At 68.1% G+C, this 17,735-nt stretch carries 20 protein-coding genes; 7 read left to right on the top strand and 13 right to left on the bottom strand.

The window, feature by feature from the left end; translation table 11 throughout:
- Positions 1-108 precede the first annotated feature (108 nt).
- On the bottom strand, positions 109-1,131 hold the full coding sequence (locus tag ADE01S_RS18705) for an amino acid ABC transporter substrate-binding protein (RefSeq protein WP_062683233.1): 1,023 nt from the start codon (positions 1,129-1,131) through the stop codon (positions 109-111).
- A 350-nt stretch (positions 1,132-1,481) separates the two neighbouring features.
- Between ADE01S_RS18705 and ADE01S_RS18700 the strand changes: the two genes are divergently transcribed.
- From ADE01S_RS18700 to ADE01S_RS18685, 4 genes are read left to right on the top strand one after another with little or no spacing between them, the layout of a single operon-like run.
- Positions 1,482-2,501, top strand: coding sequence for a Bug family tripartite tricarboxylate transporter substrate binding protein (locus ADE01S_RS18700; RefSeq protein ID WP_062683232.1), 1,020 nt, complete (start codon positions 1,482-1,484; stop codon positions 2,499-2,501).
- 46 nt (positions 2,502-2,547) lie between these two features.
- Positions 2,548-3,228 carry a 3-oxoacid CoA-transferase subunit A gene (locus ADE01S_RS18695; protein WP_062683231.1) on the top strand — a complete coding sequence of 227 codons (681 nt, stop codon included), beginning with the start codon at positions 2,548-2,550 and terminating at the stop codon, positions 3,226-3,228.
- A gap of 10 nt (positions 3,229-3,238) precedes the next feature.
- A complete protein-coding gene (locus tag ADE01S_RS18690) occupies positions 3,239-3,880 on the top strand; it encodes a 3-oxoacid CoA-transferase subunit B (protein WP_062683230.1) in 642 nt (213 codons plus the stop codon).
- Positions 3,880-4,707: an IclR family transcriptional regulator domain-containing protein gene (locus ADE01S_RS18685; RefSeq protein WP_062683229.1), complete on the top strand. Its 828-nt coding sequence runs from the start codon at positions 3,880-3,882 to the stop codon at positions 4,705-4,707. Before ADE01S_RS18690 ends, ADE01S_RS18685 begins: the two co-directional genes overlap by 1 nt.
- A gap of 182 nt (positions 4,708-4,889) precedes the next feature.
- On the opposite strand, the gene ADE01S_RS18680 is transcribed toward ADE01S_RS18685, so the two are convergent.
- The 6 genes from ADE01S_RS18680 to ADE01S_RS18660 form a co-directional block, all read right to left on the bottom strand.
- Entirely contained in the window at positions 4,890-5,942 is a 1,053-nt protein-coding gene (locus ADE01S_RS18680; protein WP_062683228.1) for an L-threonylcarbamoyladenylate synthase, read from the bottom strand.
- A gap of 11 nt (positions 5,943-5,953) precedes the next feature.
- Entirely contained in the window at positions 5,954-7,144 is a 1,191-nt protein-coding gene (locus ADE01S_RS18675; RefSeq protein ID WP_062683227.1) for a 5-(carboxyamino)imidazole ribonucleotide synthase, read from the bottom strand.
- 5 nt (positions 7,145-7,149) lie between these two features.
- On the bottom strand, positions 7,150-7,671 hold the full coding sequence (purE, locus tag ADE01S_RS18670; protein ID WP_062683226.1) for a 5-(carboxyamino)imidazole ribonucleotide mutase: 522 nt from the start codon (positions 7,669-7,671) through the stop codon (positions 7,150-7,152).
- Positions 7,672-7,774: 103 nt separating this feature from the next.
- A complete protein-coding gene (locus ADE01S_RS18665) occupies positions 7,775-8,347 on the bottom strand; it encodes a disulfide bond formation protein B (RefSeq protein ID WP_062683225.1) in 573 nt (190 codons plus the stop codon).
- A 9-nt stretch (positions 8,348-8,356) separates the two neighbouring features.
- Positions 8,357-8,515, bottom strand: a complete 159-nt coding sequence (locus ADE01S_RS31815; protein WP_043545931.1) for a DUF5993 family protein — start codon at positions 8,513-8,515, stop codon at positions 8,357-8,359.
- Between the two features lie 156 nt (positions 8,516-8,671).
- Complete coding sequence (locus ADE01S_RS18660; RefSeq protein ID WP_062683224.1) at positions 8,672-9,553, bottom strand: phosphoribosylaminoimidazolesuccinocarboxamide synthase; 882 nt, start codon at positions 9,551-9,553, stop codon at positions 8,672-8,674.
- A gap of 265 nt (positions 9,554-9,818) precedes the next feature.
- Between ADE01S_RS18660 and ADE01S_RS18655 the strand changes: the two genes are divergently transcribed.
- The gene (locus ADE01S_RS18655; protein WP_062683223.1) at positions 9,819-10,274 is read left to right on the top strand and encodes a GFA family protein; all 456 of its coding nucleotides are present in this window, start codon (positions 9,819-9,821) and stop codon (positions 10,272-10,274) included.
- Between the two features lie 87 nt (positions 10,275-10,361).
- Here ADE01S_RS18655 and fba read toward each other — a convergent pair whose 3' ends face one another.
- On the bottom strand, positions 10,362-11,426 hold the full coding sequence (fba, locus tag ADE01S_RS18650) for a class II fructose-bisphosphate aldolase (protein ID WP_062683222.1): 1,065 nt from the start codon (positions 11,424-11,426) through the stop codon (positions 10,362-10,364).
- A gap of 194 nt (positions 11,427-11,620) precedes the next feature.
- Positions 11,621-12,520 carry an SMP-30/gluconolactonase/LRE family protein gene (locus ADE01S_RS18645; RefSeq protein ID WP_062683221.1) on the bottom strand — a complete coding sequence of 300 codons (900 nt, stop codon included), beginning with the start codon at positions 12,518-12,520 and terminating at the stop codon, positions 11,621-11,623.
- A gap of 342 nt (positions 12,521-12,862) precedes the next feature.
- Between ADE01S_RS18645 and ADE01S_RS18640 the strand changes: the two genes are divergently transcribed.
- The gene (locus ADE01S_RS18640) at positions 12,863-14,164 is read left to right on the top strand and encodes a dicarboxylate/amino acid:cation symporter (protein ID WP_228468614.1); all 1,302 of its coding nucleotides are present in this window, start codon (positions 12,863-12,865) and stop codon (positions 14,162-14,164) included.
- Positions 14,165-14,299: 135 nt separating this feature from the next.
- Positions 14,300-14,677, top strand: a complete 378-nt coding sequence (locus tag ADE01S_RS18635; protein ID WP_062683219.1) for a hypothetical protein — start codon at positions 14,300-14,302, stop codon at positions 14,675-14,677.
- Positions 14,678-14,704: 27 nt separating this feature from the next.
- Here ADE01S_RS18635 and ADE01S_RS18630 read toward each other — a convergent pair whose 3' ends face one another.
- From ADE01S_RS18630 to phnL, 4 genes are all read right to left on the bottom strand, one after another.
- Positions 14,705-15,139 (bottom strand): hypothetical protein, encoded by a 435-nt coding sequence (locus tag ADE01S_RS18630; RefSeq protein WP_062683218.1) that lies wholly within the window; start codon positions 15,137-15,139, stop codon positions 14,705-14,707.
- Between the two features lie 106 nt (positions 15,140-15,245).
- Complete coding sequence (locus ADE01S_RS18625) at positions 15,246-15,788, bottom strand: MOSC domain-containing protein (RefSeq protein ID WP_062683217.1); 543 nt, start codon at positions 15,786-15,788, stop codon at positions 15,246-15,248.
- Between the two features lie 20 nt (positions 15,789-15,808).
- Positions 15,809-17,008 (bottom strand): alpha-D-ribose 1-methylphosphonate 5-triphosphate diphosphatase, encoded by a 1,200-nt coding sequence (locus ADE01S_RS18620; protein ID WP_062683216.1) that lies wholly within the window; start codon positions 17,006-17,008, stop codon positions 15,809-15,811.
- Positions 17,009-17,010: 2 nt separating this feature from the next.
- Positions 17,011-17,733: a phosphonate C-P lyase system protein PhnL gene (phnL, locus tag ADE01S_RS18615; protein WP_062683215.1), complete on the bottom strand. Its 723-nt coding sequence runs from the start codon at positions 17,731-17,733 to the stop codon at positions 17,011-17,013.
- Between the last annotated feature and the right edge of the window lie 2 nt (positions 17,734-17,735).

Raw genomic sequence — 17,735 nt, 5'->3', positions numbered from 1 at the left:
CGAGCTTCTCTCGTCTCTCCAAACGAAAACCTCTGCAAATCACCGTACGATTTGCAGAGGCCGGAGGTTCGTCGCACTATGGCCCGCAGCGGGGCATAGGGCGCGGGATCAGCGGATCGGCCACGGATACATGGCGCCGCCCTTGCTCCACAGCGCGTTCGTGCCGCGTTGCAGGCCCAGCTTGCTGTCCTTGCCGACGTTGCGCTCGAAGACCTCGCTGTAGTTGCCCACGGCCTTGATCGCGTTGTAGGCCCACTTCTCGTCCAGGCCCATGTTCTTGCCGGCGCCCGGCGTCACGCCCAGGATGCGGGAGATGTTGGGGTTGTTGCTCTTGAGCATCTCGTCCACGTTCTTTTGCGTGATGCCGTACTCTTCCGCTTCCATCAGCGCGAACAGCGTCCAGCGCACGATGCCGAGCCAGTTCTCGTCGCCCTGGCGCACCATGGGGCCGAGCGGCTCCTTGGAGAAGCGTTCGGGCAGGATTTCGTAGTCGTCGGGATTGGCGACCTGCGTGGCGCGCACGGCGGCAAGCTGCGAGGAGTCGTCGGTGAAGGCGTCGCAGCGCCCGGACTCGAAGGCGCGCACGACTTCCGTCACCTTGTCGATCACGACGGGCTTGAATTCGATGTTGTTGGAACGGAACCAGTCGGCCAGGTTCAGTTCGGTGGTAGTGCCCGGCTGCACGCAGACCGTGGCGCCGTTGAGCTCCTTGGCGCTTTTCACGCCGAGCTTCTTGCTCACCAGGATGCCCTGGCCGTCGTAGAAGCTGGCGGCGACGGCCGACAGGCCCAGGGAAGTATCGCGGGTCTGCGTCAGCGTGACGGTGCGCAGCAGCACGTCGACCTCGCCCGATTGCAGCGCGGTGAAGCGTTGCTGGGTGGAGAGCGCGGTTCCCTTGAATTTGCTCGGATCACCGAACACGGCCGCGGCGACGGCGCGGCAGATGTCCACGTCCATGCCTTCCCATTCGCCCTTGCTGTTCGTCGCCGAGAAACCCGACACCCCGTCGGTCAGGCCGCATTGCACGAATCCCTTTTTCTTCACCGCATCCAGGGTGGGACCCGCCACCGCCGCCTGGGACGCGCAAGCCAGAGCCAGGGCGCCGGCTGCAAACAAGATAGAGCGTTTCATTATTGCCTCTCCTGAGATGGAAGCCGCGCCGGCTTGTAAGCCGGCTGCGGTTGACACCGGGCCCTGCCATACAGGGCCGGCCGCCAGATTAAGCGATGTCCACGACGTGAACAACGCAACGCTACCTAGTGGAAACCCGAGGAAAAAAAACGACTGATCCTGGCCCGATTCCGATGTCCGGTGATCGAACTTTATTGCCCCATCATACGGCGCGGGCCGCTTGCCTTGCGTGCCATACTTTTTTCGCGCTTATGCCCCCGGGGCAGCCCGGCGGCAAAAACAAGAGCACGCCAGCCCGACAACCGAACGCGCATCGATCGTCGGTCGATTCATGGAGGAGACAAGATTCCATGGCTTATGCAAGCAAATCGCGGCTATGCCGCATTGCGGCGCCCGCTCGCCGCCAAACCTTGAAGACCCTGCTGTACGCGGCGCTGGCCGCCGCCGGGCTGACCGCCGGCGCCGCCCACGCAGCGGACGACTGGCCGAGCAAGCCCATCAAGATCATCGTGCCCTATACGCCCGGCGGATCGACCGACATCGTTACCCGCATCGTCATGGAAAAGCTGGGCCCGCGCCTGAAGCAGACCATCGTCGTCGAGAACCGGCCCGGCGCCAACAGCAGCGTGGGCTCGGCCATGGCCGCCAAGGCGGAGCCGGACGGCTATACCTTCCTGTCCATGCTGCCGGCCTACATCATCAACTTCCACCTGTACAAGCTGAACTACAGCCCGGCCGACCTGACGCCGGTGGTGCAGATGGCGGACCTGCCGCTGTTCCTGTTCGTGGCCGAGGACCTGCCGGTCAAGAGCGTGGCGGACCTGGTCGCCTACGCGCGCAAGAATCCGGACAAGCTGACCTACGCCTCCAGCGGCAACGGTTCCAGCGCGCACCTGACCGGCGCGGACTTCGCGCTGCAAAACAAGATCACGATGACGCACGTGGCCTACAAGGGCAGCGCCCCCATCCTGACCGACCTGCTGGGCGGGCGCGTCTCCATGGTGTTCGATCCCATCCTGGTGCCGATGCAGTACGTGAAGCAGAATCGGCTCAAGGCGCTGGCGTTCACCGGCAAGGAGCGCTGGCCGACCGAACCCGGCATCCCCACCATGGAGGAAGCCGGCCTGCCCGGGTTCGTCACCGGCTCCTGGGCCGGCCTGATGGCGCCCGCCAACACGCCCAAGCCCATCATCGAGCGCATGGCGCGCGAAATCAGCGAGATCGTCAAGGAACCGGACGTGAGGCAGAAGTTCCTGGACGCGGGCTTCCTGCCCGCGGGCGGCAGCACCGAGCAGTTCGCCGCGCTGATGGAGAAGGACTCGGCGCGGTATGCCGAGATCATCAAGCAGGCGCGCATCACCGTGAACTGAACGCGGCGGGCGCGTCCGCCGCGCCCGCCCCCGACGGAACTCCACCATGATCGACAAGTTCTACGACTCTCCCGAGGCCGCCGTCTCGGACATCCACGACGGCGCCACGGTGCTGATCAGCGGCTTCGGCGGCGCGGGCATGCCCACGGAGCTGATCCACGCGCTGATCGCGCAGGGCGCGCGCGACCTTACCGTCGTCAGCAACAACGCCGGCAACCGGGAGACCGGCCTGGCCGCGCTGATCAAGGCCGGACGCGTGCGCAAGGTGATCTGCTCCTTTCCCAAGGCCTCGCACTCCTGGGTTTTCGACGAGCTGTACCGCGAAGGCCGGATCGAACTCGAATGCGTGCCGCAAGGCACCATCGCCGAACGCCTGCGGGCGGCCGGCGCCGGGCTGGGCGGCTTTTTCACGCCCACCGCCTACGGCACCGAGCTGGCGCAGGGCAAGGAGACGCGCATGATAGACGGCCGCGGACACGTCTTCGAACACCCCCTGCATGGCGACTTCGCGCTGGTGAAAGCCGACCAGGCCGACCGCTGGGGCAACCTCACCTACAACAAGAGCGCCCGCAACTTCGGGCCCGTCATGTGCATGGCGGCCCGGACCGCCATCGTGCAGGTGCGCGCCAAGGCCGGGCTGGGCGAACTGCCGCCCGAGGCCGTGGTCACGCCCGGCATCTTCGTCCAGCGCGTCACCCAGGTGGCCGACGCCGCCTTCTCCAGTTGAAGGAGCCCGCATGTTCCAGCCCCTGAACCGCGCCGACATGGCGCGCCGCCTGGCCCGCGACATTCCCGACGGCAGCTACGTCAACCTGGGCATCGGCATGCCGGTGCTGGTGGCCGCGCACCTGCCGCCCGGGCGCGAGATCGTGCTGCACAGCGAGAACGGCATCCTCGGCATGGGCCCGCCCCCGGCGGACGCCGAGATCGACCTGGACCTGATCAACGCCGGCAAGCAACCCGTGACCCTGCTGCGGGGCGGCTCGTACTTCCACCACGCGGATTCGTTCGCGATGATGCGCGGCGGCCACCTGGACATCTGCGTCATGGGCGGCATGCAGGTCGCCGCCAACGGCGACCTGGCCAACTGGTCCCTCGGCCGGCCGGGCGAGGCGCCGGCCGTGGGCGGCGCCATGGACCTGGCGGTGGGCGCGCGCAGCGTCTACATCCTGATGGAGCACAACGCCAGGAACGGCGAACCGAAGATCGTCGAACGCTGCGCCTATCCGCTGACCGGCGCGGGCGTGGTGGACCGCATCTATACCGATCTGGCCGTCATCGACGTGACGCCCGACGGGCTGCGGGTCCGGGATATGATCGACGGCATGACTTTCAAGGAACTGCAGGCGCGCACCGGCGCTCCCCTGCTCGACGGCTGATGCGGCCCAACCTTCCTCCTCCCGGCTACGCCGCGCCGCCGGCGGCGGAAGACCATCCCGACCAGTTGCGGGGCGACCCGGATTACATGCTGACGCTGGCGCGCGGCCTGCACGTGATCCGCGCCTTCGGCACGCGCCGCCAGCCCCAGACCGCGGCCGAGCTGAGCCGCCGGGCCGGCCTGCCGCGCGCCGTGGTGCAGCGCTGCCTGCATACGCTGATCCTGCTGGGCATGGCCGAGCAGCATGGCAGGCTCTACGTGCTGACGCCCCGCATCCTGGGCCTGGGCTATGCGTACTTCTCGTCCACGCCGTTCGTGTCGCTGGCCCAGCCGGTGCTGGAAGAACTCAGCGCCACGGTCAACGAAACCTGCGCGCTGGCCATCATGGAAGGCCACGAAATGCTGTACCTGGCGCGCTCGGAAGTGAACCGCCTGCTGGCCACCTCGATGGGGCTGGGCAGCCGGCTGCCGGCCTATTGCACGTCCATCGGGCGCGTGCTGCTGGCGCAACTGCCGGAACCCGCCCTCGCCCGCTACTTCGCCGCGACCGAACTGCAGCCCTACACCGAATTCACCGTGATCACCGAGGACAAGCTGCGCGCCGAACTGGCGCGCATCCGGGAGCAGGACTACGCGGTGGTGGACCAGGAGCTGGAGTTGAACGTGCGCGCCATCTCGGTGGCCGTGCGCTCGGCCAGCGGCAAGGCCTGCGGGGCGGTCAATGTCAGCGTGAAGGCCGCCCGGGTGCCGCTGAACCGGCTGACGGAAGAGTTCCTGCCGCCCTTGCGGCAGGCGGTGGAACGGATAGGGGAACTCCTGGCGGCGTGACCGTAGGATGGGTGAAGCGCGAGATCCTCTGCACAAGAATACCCCCCTCCAGCGCGCGAAACCCATGCGGCGGTGAGCGGACGGCGCCTGGCAGCGGCTTGAAAACAGTCTTCCACGGCCGCATGGGTTTCGCGCGCTGGAGGGCGGAGTTCTAGCTTAAGAACTCTCGCGCTCCACCCATCCTACAGATCCGTCGTGTCCAGCGTGAACGCGGCGGCGGCGCGGCCGATGCGGTCGTTGACCGCGTGCCAGTCGTCGGTGGCGGGAGGCGCCTGCACGATGATGCGCGCATAGCCCTGCTGGTCCAGATCGCGCAGCAGGCCGTACAGCGCCTGCGCGTAGCGAGCCGGATCGGCAGGCACGGACTGCCATTGCACCCGGGGGTCGAGCACGGCCGGCGCCGCGCCGTAGGCCACCACCACCACCCGCCCTTCAGGCAGGTCGCGGCCCTGTTCCACGTCGCGCAGGCGCGCTTCGGAGGCCAGCTCCAGCGCCGTGCGCGGCGCGTAGTGTGCTTTCAGCGTGCCGGACGCGCGCGGAGCGCCCGCATCCGGCGCGAACACTTGCACGCCCAGCACGGCTTCGATCTGCGCGGCGCTGACATGGCCGGGACGCAGCAGCACCGGGCCGGCGCCGCGATCCAGGCGCGACAGGTCGAGGATCGTGGATTCGATGCCGACCTCCGATGCCCCGCCTTCCAGCACCGGCATGCCGGCCGCGACTTCCTCGGGGAACTCGCCGCGGACGTGCTCGGCCCGCGTGGGCGAGACCTGCCCGAATTTGTTCGCCGACGGCGCGGCCACGCCGCCCTGCCCGTTCGGCTTGCCGGCCGCGAACGCCGCCAGCAGCGCCTGCGCCACCGGATGCGAAGGGCAGCGGATGCCGATGCTGTCCTGGCCGCCGCTCACCGTGTCGGCGATGTGCGGCGCGCGCTTGAGGATCAGCGTCAGGGGGCCGGGCCAGAAGGCGTCGATCAGCAGGCGCGCCTCCGGCGGCACCTCGGCGGCCCAGTACGACACGTCGCCCTGGGGCGCGATGTGCACGATGACGGGATGATTCGACGGCCGGCCCTTGGCCGCGTAGATCTTGGCCACCGCTTGCGCGTTTTCAGCGTCCGCGCCCAGACCATAGACGGTCTCGGTGGGAAACGCGGCCAGCTCGCCGTCCAGCAGGCGCTGGGCGGCTTCGGCGATTTCCGCGGCGCTGGCGGAACCTGAAGGCGGCAGGGAATTCATCGTCGCCGCGCTTATTCGGGAGCCTGCATGCCCAGCGCCGCCGCCACGCGGGCGGCGTCGTCGCGAGCCTGCTGCACGGTGGGCGCGACGATGGTGACGTGTCCCATCTTGCGACCGCGGCGCGCTTCGCGCTTGCCGTACAGGTGCAGCTTGGCCGTGGGCACGGCCAGCGCGGCGGCCCAGTCGGGCTCGCGTTGCGCCGTGGCGGCGGCCGACGGATACCAGATGTCGCCCAGGAGATTCAACATGACCGCGGGCGCCAGCAGGTCGGTGCCGCCCAGCGGCAGGCCGGCCATGGCGCGCGCCTGCTGCTCGAACTGGCTGGAGAGGCAGGCGTCCATGGTGTAGTGGCCGCTGTTGTGCGGGCGCGGCGCGATTTCGTTGACGATCAGACTGCCGTCCTTGAGCACGAAGAACTCCACGCACAGCACGCCGTGGTAGCCCAAGCCCTGCGCGATGGCTTGCGCCGCCTGGGTCGCGCGGGCCTGCCGCTCGGCATGGGCCGCGTCCTGCTGGACCGGCTCGGCCGTCGACACCGCCAGGATGCCGTCGCGGTGCACGTTGCGCGCCACGGGAAACACCACGCTGGCGCCGTCGAAGCCGCGCGCCAGCACCACCGAGATCTCGTAGTCCAGCGGCATCAGCGCTTCCAGCACGCACGCCACGCCACCGAATTCGGCGAAGGCGGCCAGCGCTTCCTCGCGCGTGGCGATGCGGGCCTGGCCCTTGCCGTCATAGCCCAGGCGCGCCACTTTGAGGATGCCGGGAAACAGCGCGTCCGGCGCCGCGCGCAGGTCCGCTTCGCTGCGGATGGCCGCGTGCGGCGCCACGGGGATGCCTTGCGAGGCGATGAAGGTCTTCTCGGCGATGCGGTCCTGCACGATGGCCACGGCATCCCCGGCGGGGCTGACGCGGCAGCGCGTGGCCAGGGTGCGCAGGCTGTCGGCGGGCACGTTCTCGAATTCGGTCGTCACGGCCTGACAGGTCTGGGCGAGGCGGGCCAGGCCGTCCTCGTCGTCGTAGGCCGCCTGGATGTGCAGGTCGGCCACCATGCCGGCCGGGCACTCGGCGGCCGGATCCAGCACCGCCACCTTGTAGCCCAGGCTTTGCGCGGCGTGGCAGAACATGCGGCCCAGCTGGCCGCCTCCCAGCAAGCCCAGCCAGCCGCCGGGCGCGATCGTGAAAGCAGTGGATTGAGTCATTCTGATCAGGCCTCGGGCGGAACCTTCATGTCGCGCGCGGCCTGCGTCTGGCGGGCGCGGAACGCCACCAGCTTCTGGTGCAGGCCGGCGTCCGTGCCCGCCAGGGTGGCGATCACGTGCAGCGCCGCGTTGGCAGCGCCGGCTTCGCCGATCGCGAAGGTGGCCACCGGCACGCCCTTGGGCATCTGCACGATGGACAGCAGCGAGTCTTCGCCGCGCAGGTACTTGGACGGCACCGGCACGCCGAACACCGGCACTTCGGTCAGCGCCGCCATCATGCCCGGCAGGTGCGCCGCGCCGCCGGCGCCAGCGATGATGCCGCGCAGGCCGCGCCCATGCGCGGCGGCGCCGTACTCGGCCATGTCCTGCGGCATGCGGTGCGCCGAAATCACGCGCGCCTCGAAGGGCACGCCGAAGTCCTCCAGCATGGTGACCGCGTGCTTCATGACCTCCCAATCGCTGGAAGAACCCATAATCACGCCCACCACTGGGGTGGCCTCTGCCGCTGCGGAAGTCTTGGCTGTCATAACCGGTGTCTGAAAGTTGAGACCGCGGCGCCAGGCCGCGGAAAGTCGGAGGACCGCGGAACCAGGCCGCGAAACCGGGTATTTTAACCGGGTGGGCGCGGGCCTACCGCGCGGCCCCCGAATCCAGCCACTGATAGGTCACGGGATCGTCCGGGCACGGGCCGAAGCCGCACTCCAGCGTGGTGCTGCCGACGTTGGCCAGCGTGGCGATGAAAAACAGGGCCATGGCCACCGCGCCCAGCGCCGGCACCGGCTTTTTCAGCATGCTGTCGCCCCACTTGCGGTCGGCCGACAGCATCAGCGCGCAGAACGCGATGATGGCCGAGAAGGCGATGAAGGCCCAGGTGTAGAAGTGCAGGCCCAGCAGGGGCGCGCCGTAGCCCGGATCGCCGGGCGCGATGTGCAGGAGCACCTGCCGGCCCGAGGCCAGCATGCCGCCCAGCGCGGCCGCGATGCTCATGGCGTAGTGCATCGGCGACGGCCCCAGCCGCAAGTTCAGCAGGAAGCCCACGCCCGCCAGGATCAGCGCGACGCGCTGCAGCAGGCACAGTGGGCACGGCAGCTCGCCGTAGGCAAACTGCCAGAAGAATGCCATGCCCAGGGCGATGGTGACGCCCAGCAGGGCCAGGCCGTTCAGGATGCGCGAGCCGCGCGCGGGATTGCGGGAAAAGATCATCGCCCGGCCCTAGAACGACAGCGCCAGCGGGCTGGTCATGTGGTATTGGCACCAGGCGGCGAAGATCGCCAGGGTGAGCAGCCAGAAGGTCACGCAGGGGCGGCGCTTTCCAAGCATCCCGAACCACACAGCGACCAGGCCGGTCAGGAAAGGCAACATCATTACCATGCGTAGCGCTCCTTTCTGGGACGTCCCGATACAATCGGAAAAGTATAACGTAACAATCCGAAATAACTGTTATCGAATACCCGAGCCGGGCCCTGGCTCCAGGCGAAAAAAAACCGCTCGGCCAGGAGCGGCTTTTTTCCTTGAAACGCGGCCGGGTCAGGCGACCAGCCGGTCCAGCGCTTCGCGGTATTTGGCGGCCGTTTTTTCCAGCACGTCCTTGGGCAGGCGCGGCGCGGGCGGCGTCTTGTCCCAGGTCTGGGTTTCCAGCCAGTCCCGCACGAACTGCTTGTCGAACGACGGGGGGCTGATGCCCACGCGGTAGCCGTCGGCGGGCCAGAAGCGCGACGAATCGGGCGTCAGCACTTCGTCCATCAGGTACAGCGTGCCGTCGTCGTCCAGGCCGAACTCGAACTTCGTGTCGGCGATGATGATGCCCTTGGTCGCGGCGAACTTGGCCGCTTCGGCGTAAAGCTTGAGGGTCACGTCGCGGATGCGCTCCGCCATTTCCTGGCCGACTTCCTTGACCACGTGCGCGAAATCCACGTTTTCGTCGTGCATGCCGAACTCGGCCTTGGCCGCCGGCGTGAAGATGGGTTCGGGCAGCTGGCTGGCCTGCTGCAGCCCGGCCGGGAGCTTGATGCCGCACACCGAGCCCGTGGCCTGGTAATCCTTCCAGCCCGAGCCGATCAGGTAGCCGCGGGCCACCGCTTCCACCAGGATGGGCTTCAAGCGCTTGACCACGACGGCGCGGCCCCGCACCTGGTCCACTTCGTCCGGCGCCACCACGTCTTCGGGCTTCACGCCGGTGGAGTGGTTCGGCAGGATGTGGGCCAGCTTCTGCAGCCAGAATTCGGTCAGCTCGGTCAGCACCTGCCCCTTGCCGGGGATGGGGTCGTCGAGGATCACGTCGAAGGCGGAGATGCGATCCGACGCGACGATCAGCAACTTGTCGTCGCCCACCGCGTACATATCGCGCACCTTACCGCGGCCCAGCAGCGGCAAGGACTTGATGCTGGATTGATGCAAAGCAGAAGTCACGGGAAATGGCCTATGGCAATAATGAAGATTCCCGCCTCGGGCAGGCGCCAGGGCGGGAAGTAGAACAGGGCAAGGCCGGCGCGCGGCGCGGGTCCTGCAAAGCGCATAGGTTACTGCAAATGGGCCGGCTTTGCCGGACTCACGGAAGGGTCCGGCGGCCCGCCCTCCCCTCGACGCCGCCCGGCGCCCGGGTTAGGCTGTCGTCTCCCAATATGCGCGCCGACCGCCGCTGGCGTCACGGCGCTGACCCCGGAGACAGAGTCGTATGCAGGATGCTTCCCCCAAACGCACCGCCCATGCCGACGCGCAGGTGCACCTGACCGGAGGCTGCCAGTGCGGCGCCATCCGCTACGCCGTCACCGACGAGCCGCTCACGGCCGCCACCTGTCATTGCCGGGACTGCCAGTATTCCAGCGGCGGCGCCCCCGCCCACGCGCTGATCTTCCCGGCCGGCTCGGTCACCATACTGCGCGGCCAGCCCAAGGAACACCGCTACCGGGGCGATTCGGGCCACACCGTCATGCGCAGCTTCTGCGCCGCCTGTGGCACGCCGCTGTTCGGCGGCTCCGAAGGGATGGGCTACGAAGTCGTGCGGGCCGGCTCGCTGGACGATCCCGAAGCCTTCCACGCCAAGGCCAGCCTGTGGACGGCGTCCGCCCCGTCCTGGCATCACGTGGACCGCGGCGTCCCCCATTTCCCCGGGAACGGCCCCGCCGCCTAAGCCGGGCGGATGGGCCCCATGAAAAAAGGCGGGCCCCCTCGGGGGCCCGCCTTTCCGTGCTTGGAGGCGCCAGGGGCGCCGCCAGCCTTATTGCACCACTTGCGACAGCTTGCCCGAGGCGTACTGCGCGGCGATTTCGGTCAGCGGCAGCGCCTTGATCTTGCTGGCGTTGCCGGCGGTGCCGAACTGCGTGTAGCGGGCGACACAGATGGCCTTGGCCGCGGCGCGGGCCGGCTTCAGGTATTCGCGCGGATCGAACTTCTCCGGGTTTTCGGCGAAGAAGCGGCGGATCGCGCCGGTCATGGCCAGACGGATATCGGTGTCGATATTGATCTTGCGCACGCCGAACTTGATGGCTTCCTGGATTTCCTCGACGGGCACGCCGTAGGTTTCCTTCATGTTGCCGCCGAATTCGCGGATCTCGGCCAGCAGTTCCTGCGGCACGCTGGAGCTGCCGTGCATCACCAGGTGGGTGTTGGGCAGGCGGGCGTGGATTTCCTTGATGCGGGAGATCGACAGGATGTCGCCGGTGGGCTTGCGCGTGAACTTGTAGGCGCCGTGGCTGGTGCCGATGGCGATGGCCAGGGCGTCCAGCTGCGTCTTGCGCACGAAGTCGGCGGCCTGCTCCGGATCGGTCAGCAGCTGGTCCATGGTCAGCTTGCCGTCGGCGCCGTGGCCGTCTTCCTTGTCGCCCTGCATGGTTTCCAGGGAGCCCAGGCAGCCCAGCTCGCCTTCGACCGTCACGCCCAGCTTGTGCGCGATGTCGACGACCTTCTTGGTCACTTCGACGTTGTAGTCGTAGTCGGCGATGGTCTTGCCGTCTTCCTTGAGCGAGCCGTCCATCATGACGCTGGAGAAGCCCAGATCGATGGCGCCCTGGCAGATCTTGGGCGACTGGCCGTGATCCTGGTGCATGACCACGGGGATGTGGGGATACGATTCCACGGCGGCCTGGATCAGGTACTTCAGGAAGCCTTCGCCCGCGTACTTGCGCGCGCCGGCCGAGGCTTGCATGATCACCGGGCTGTCGGTCTCCGCAGCGGCTTCCATGATGGCCTGGACCTGCTCCAGGTTGTTGACGTTGAAAGCGGGAATGCCGTAGCCGTGCTCGGCGGCGTGGTCGAGCAACTGGCGCATGGAGACTAGGGCCATGAGTGGTCCTCCTTAGGTACTGTCTATTGAAAGATGGTTGAAGTCTTGCCGAATGGTGTGATTTTACGGGGGATTCGCCGAAAGGTCTTGCAACCGCCGGTATCCAGGCCATTCGGACTGCGCCCAAGGAGGTAAACCGCCCCGGCGCCCCCCTCCTGACGGAGGATGGCGCGGCGGGGCGGAGGGCGGGCCGCCTACGGCCTGCCGGCGTGCGGCACGTCCACCCGGGTGACCAGGATCCGGGCCTCTGGCCTCGCGCGGCGGTTGGCTTCGATGAAGTCCGGCGCGGCGGCCATGAACAGGCTGCGGCCGTCCGGCCCGCCCAGGGCGGCGGCGAAGATACCGAATTCGCCGGTGTCGATCTGTTCCAGGATCTTGCCGCCGCGCGCCACGCGGACGATGCGCTTGCCGATGGCGTCGGCCACCCACAGCGCCCCTTCCGCGTCCAGCGCGCCGCCGTCCGGCCCGATGGCGGAGGCCGCGATCAGGACGCCCAAATCGTCGCTGTCGGGCAGCGCGCCGAAGTTCGCCCAGTCGCGCCGGAGGCCCAGGCCGCCGTCGGGAAGAATGTCGAATTCGGAAATGCGGTTGCCGAAGGTCTCGTTGACGATCATGGTCTTGCCGTCGGGCGTGATGAAGGAGCCGTTGGGAAAGCACAGCCCTTCGGCCACCACGCGGGTGGCGCCGTCGGGATCGACGCGAACGATGGTGGTGTTGCGCACCGGGGCTCCGCCCATCAGGTCGAAGCCGAAGTTGCCCACGTAGGCCCGGCCCTGGGCGTCCACCACCATGTCGTTGATATGGCCGCCCGTGAGCGCGGACAGGTCGGCATGGACGGCCAGGGTGCCGTCGGCTTCCCGGCGCAGGAGCTTGCGGTCTTTCATGGAGGCGATGAGCAGGCGGCCGTCGGGCAGCCAGCCCAGCCCGGACGGCTGCTGGGGCACCTCGCAGATCCGTTCGACCTTGCCGTCCAGGTCCACGGCGATGACCTGTTCAGTATAGAAATCCGACGCCCACAAGCGGTTCTCGTGCCAGCGCAACCCTTCCAGATAGGTGTACCCAGACGCCAGCACGGCCAATTCGCGTTTCGGCATTGTTTTGTCTCCATTTTTTCGTTTGTTTGCCCGAAGGGCGGGTGCACTCGGGGTGCCTCGCGGTCCATTCTGGCATGGCTGGGACCGATAGTGCCCAGGTTCCGGTGATACACCCCCGCTATCGCTCCGCCCACGCGGCGCGATAGCGCGGGGCCGCCGATCCGGCCCCGTACCGACAACTGACTGTCAGGTTGGCGGCGTTAACATCGCGCACCAAGGGTAAACCCGTAAATTTCGGGCGCCGCCCTGGCATGTCTGTCACCGGACCCGCTTGCCCGCCCCATGCCGGCGGACCCGGCCCCCTCGGGGCCAGGCAAAGGGTCGCCGTTTTCCGTTTTGATCATGAACACTAAGAAGCTGACGCGTTACATCGGCATCTCCATGGTGCTGGGCATCGTGGTGGGCTACTTCTGCAACAAATACGCGCAGACCCCCCAAGAGGCCGCGCAGATCGCCTCGCACTTCAGCCTCATTACCGACATTTTCCTGCGCATGATCAAGATGATCATCGCGCCGCTGGTGTTCGCCACGCTGGTGACGGGCCTGGCCAGCATGAGCGACGCCAGCGCGGTGGGCCGCATCGGCATGCGCGCCATGATCTGGTTCATCGCCGCTTCCGCCATTTCGCTGCTGCTGGGCCTGGCCCTGGTCAATATCTTCCAGCCGGGCGCGCACATGAACCTGGCGCTGCCGGACGCGGGCGCCACCTCGGGCCTGAAGACCGGGGACTTCACGCTCAAGGCCTTCATCGCGCACGTGTTCCCCCGCAGCATCGTGGAGGCCATGGCCACCAACGAGATCCTGCAGATCCTGGTGTTCTCGCTGTTCTTCGGCGCGGCGCTGTCGTTCATCCGCGGCAAGGGCCACAACACCATCTACAACCTGATCGACGAGCTCGCCAAGATCATGTTCCGGGTGACCGACTACGTGATGCGCTTCGCGCCGCTGGGCGTGTTCGCCGCGATGGCCGCCGCCATCACGACCGAAGGGCTGGGCGTGCTGCTCAGCTACGGCAAGCTGATAGGCGAGTTCTACCTGGGCCTGGCGCTGCTGTGGGGGGTGCTCTTCTTTGTGGGCTATCTGTTCCTGGGCAAGTCCACCCGGCAGCTGGGCGGCCTGATCAAGGAGCCCACGCTGCTGGCGTTTTCGACGGCCAGCAGCGAATCGGCCTATCCGAAGACGATCGAGGCGCTCACGCGTTTCGGCGTTCCCAAGCGGATCTCGGGCTTCGTCCTTCCCCTGGGCTATTCCTTCAACCTGGACGGCTCGATGATGTACCAGTCCTTCGCGGTGCTGTTCATCGCGCAGGCCTACAACATCCAGATGAGCTTTACACAGCAGCTGACCTTGCTGCTGGTGCTGATGGTGACCAGCAAGGGCATGGCCGGCGTGGCCCGGGCCTCGCTGGTCGTGGTGGCCGCGACGCTGCCGATGTTCCACCTTCCCGAAGGCGGCCTGCTGCTGATCATGGGCATCGACCAGTTCTTCGATATGGGCCGCACCGCCACCAACGTGGTGGGCAACAGCCTGGCCACCGCCGTCATCTCGAAGCTGGAAGGCGGACGGGACGCGCCCGCGGACGAGGCGGCTCCCGCCCCCGAGGCGGAGATGCCGGCTGGCCGGCCCGCCGAGCAACGCGCATAAAAAAACGGGCCGCAAGGCCCGCTTCTTCATGGGGCAGCCCCCGGCTTGACCCGGGCAGACGCCGGGCGCAACATATAAACCCTTTGCCCGAATGCCGGCGTGCCCTGCCCGCGCTTCGCGCGCCGTCCGCAAGCCATGATCTCCTCACGCCTGCGCCGCGCCCTGGCGGCCGCCGTCCTGATGGCCGCCACCCCTGCCTCGCACGCCTGGACCCGCATTTCCTGCGAGCTGGGCGGCACTGTCACCAACCTGCCGGTGCAGATGCGCCAGTACCGCATCGACGGCACGGAAATCACGCAGCTGATGTTCAAGCTCAAGGTCCGGAGCGCGGACATCCCGGAGGGCGCCCGCGCCGATACCGATTGCCGCGAATTCGTCGACCGGGAACTGGACGTGGTGCTCGACGGCGCCGGCACGGGCGCCGTGCGCAAGGGCATGCCCGTGAAAATGCGCTACCGCTATGACGATTCGCTGGGCCAGGCCCAGGCCACGCATTTCGAGCTGGAGCGCTAGGTCGTTGACGGCCCGGCTGCCGACCGTTCAGTCGTTGACCGAGCAGGAGACTGGCGTGCCGTCCTCGAATTCCACGTCGTAGGTATGCACCGGGTCCCAGGGCAGCGTGAACCACAGTTCGTAGCCGTCGCCGTCTTCGTCGAACAGCCACAAGGCGCGCAGCACGGCTTTTTCCGCCATGGCCTCGGCGGTTTCCTCCGCCAGCAGCTGGTCGTCTTCCAGCCCGAGCTTCTTGCAGTGCTCGTAGGAGTAGTTGTCGAGCAGGAAATCGGCGGCCGCGAGGATCTGCTCGTCGAGGTTGTCGATGATGGCCTTGACCACTTTGGAGGCGCCGCCGGCGGGCTCCTCGCCGTCGGTCTGGATCATGACGTGGATCGGCGGACGCCCCTCGCCCGCGGCGACGTTTTCGGCCGCCCACAGATCGGGTTCTTCGGGATCCTGGGTGAAATTGAATCTTGCCATCGCGCGCTCCGGAAAAAAGGGGGCACCGTCCGCGGAAACTGCGGCAGCGCTCTTGCCGCCATTTAACCAGATGCGCGGCCCCGCGTCCGCGCCTTCCAGGGATATTTCAGACACGGTCCAGCGGCAGGTGCGGCAAGACCGGCAGCTCGATGCGTATCGGGTCGCCGGCCCGCACCTCGCCGGCCTCCGCCACGATGCCCATCACCCCGGCCCGGCGCATCAGGCTGCCGTCAGGATGGCGGCCCAGCACGGCGGCGGTCAGGCCTTGCTGGTAGTGGTCCAGCTGCGCACAAGGATTGCGCAGGCCGGTGATCTCCACGACGGCGTCCGCGCCGATGTGCAGCCTGGCGCCCCGCGGCAGGCCCAGCAGGTCGATGCCGCGGGTGGTGATGTTCTCGCCCATCGTGCCTTCCGCCACGTTGAAGCCCGCGAGCTGAAGCTCGTCGTGCAATTCGCCGTGGATCAGGTGCACCTGCCGCAGGTTGGGCTGCGTCGGATCGGCCCTGACGCGGGATCGGTGCTGGACCGTCGCGCCGAGATGGGCGTCGCCCTCCACGCCCAGGCCCTTCAACAGCATGATCGCCGGCACCACCGGCTTGCTGAACGAATGCGCCGCGCTGCGCGCCACGGCGGTCACGATGGAGCTCATCACGTTTTCACCCTGTCGACTCAGGCCGCCAGGCCTTGCGGCTCGGCCCTGCCGGCCTCGCTCGCGAGCAAGGGCGGATAGTGCGTCGAAAATACCAGCCGCCCTGCCGACCAGGTGTGGCTGATCAGCGGCTGCCCGCCCACCTGGGCCACGGCCACCAGGTCGGCGCGCAGCCCCGGCGCGATCCGGCCGCGGTCCGACAGCCCGCAGGCCTGCGCCGGGTTCAGGGTAACCAGCGCGGCCGCCTGAGGCAAGGTCAGGTCGGACTGCGCCGCCGCCGCGAAGGCCGCGGCGATCAGCGTGGACGGCTGGTAGTCCGAGCACAGGCAGCTCGCCACGCCCGCGCGAATGGCGTCGATGGCGCGCATGGAGCCGCTCTGGCTTTGCCCGCGCAGCACGTTGGGCGCGCCCAGGATGGTGGGCAGGCCGCAGGACACCGCGGCGCGCGCCGTGTCCAGCGTGATGGGGAACTCGCTCATCGCCACGCCCAGGTTGCGCATGGTGGCGATCCGGTGGATCGAGTCGTCGTCATGGCTGGCGGTGGGGATGCCGAGCCGCTGCGCGTGCGACAGCAGCGCTTCCACCCGCGCCACCGCCCCGTCCTTGGAACGGGTCTTGGCGTGCGCGGCGTCCTCGGCCTGCTCGCGGCTCATGGCATGGTTGCCCATCATGTATTGCAGATAGGACTCCAGCGTCTTGAACTGCCCCTGGCCGGGCGAATGGTCCATGACGGACAGCAGGTCCACCGCGCCCTCGTCCATCAGCGCGCGCAGCACGTCCACGGACGTGGCGTCGGTGACTTCGTAACGGCAGTGGATGCGGTTGTCGACCAGGCTGTGGCGGCGGAAGGCGCGCACGGTGCGCACCACTTCGGCCGCGGTCTGGTTGTTGCGCACGCCCCATTCGCTGTTGGCGAACGACAGCGCGTGATAAGGCGTGGTGATCCCCGCGGCGGCGTTGCGGCGGTCCACCTGGGCCACCGCGAAGTCCAGCGGGAACAGCACGCGCGAACGCGGCTCGGCTTCTTTCTCGATCGCGTCGCAATGCAGGTCGACCAGCCCGGGCATCAGGGTCTGGCCCCCCAGGTCGATCTCGCGGTCGGCGCGCGCCCCGGCCGGCTCGATGGCGACGATGCGGCCGTCGTCGATCAGCACGGCGCTGTCCTCCAGGACGCGGTCGGCCATCACGACCCGGGCGTGGGTCAGGTAGGTGCTTTGCATGATCAGGCCTCCATGGCGGCCGCGGCCGCCCGGGCGGGACGCAGGGCCAGCGTCTGGGTGGCGACCGCCGCGCGCACTTCGGCGTCGTGGAAGATCCCCAGCAGGCAGCGGCCCTCGGCGCGCGCCTCGCGGATCAGGTCGATCACCACCTGGCGGTTGTCGGCGTCCAGCGATGCCGTGGGTTCGTCCAGCAGCAGGATGGGATGGCGGGCGATGAAGCCGCGCGCGATGTTCACGCGCTGCTGCTCGCCGCCGGAGAAGGTGGCCGGGGCCAGGCCCCAGAGCCGGGCCGGCACGTTCAGGCGCCGCAGCAGCGCGGCGGCCCGGGCGCGGGCCTCCTCCGCGTCCACCCCGGCGGCGCGCAACGGCTCGGCCACCACGTCCAGCGCGGACACGCGCGGGATCACCCGCAGGAACTGGCTGACGTAGCCGATCACGTCGCGCCGCAGGGCCAGGATGCGCTGCTCCGGCGCGCCCACCAGCTCCACCCATTCGTCCGCGGCGCGCACCCGGATGCTGCCTTCGGTGGCGAGGTAGTTGCCGTAAAGGCAGCGCAGCAGCGTGCTCTTGCCGGTGCCCGACGGGCCGGACAGCACCAGGCAATCGCCGGCGGCGGCGTCGAAGTCGACCGCCTCCAGCACCGGCAGCCGCATGCCGCCCTGGTTGTGCAGGGTGAACATTTTTCCGAGGCCCCGCACCTCGATCATGGGAGTGGTTGCGCGCATGG

This window comes from Achromobacter denitrificans NBRC 15125, from assembly GCF_001571365.1.
Classification (GTDB): Bacteria; Pseudomonadota; Gammaproteobacteria; order Burkholderiales; family Burkholderiaceae_B; genus Achromobacter; species Achromobacter denitrificans.
This window is presented reverse-complemented; position numbering and strand designations above follow the sequence as displayed.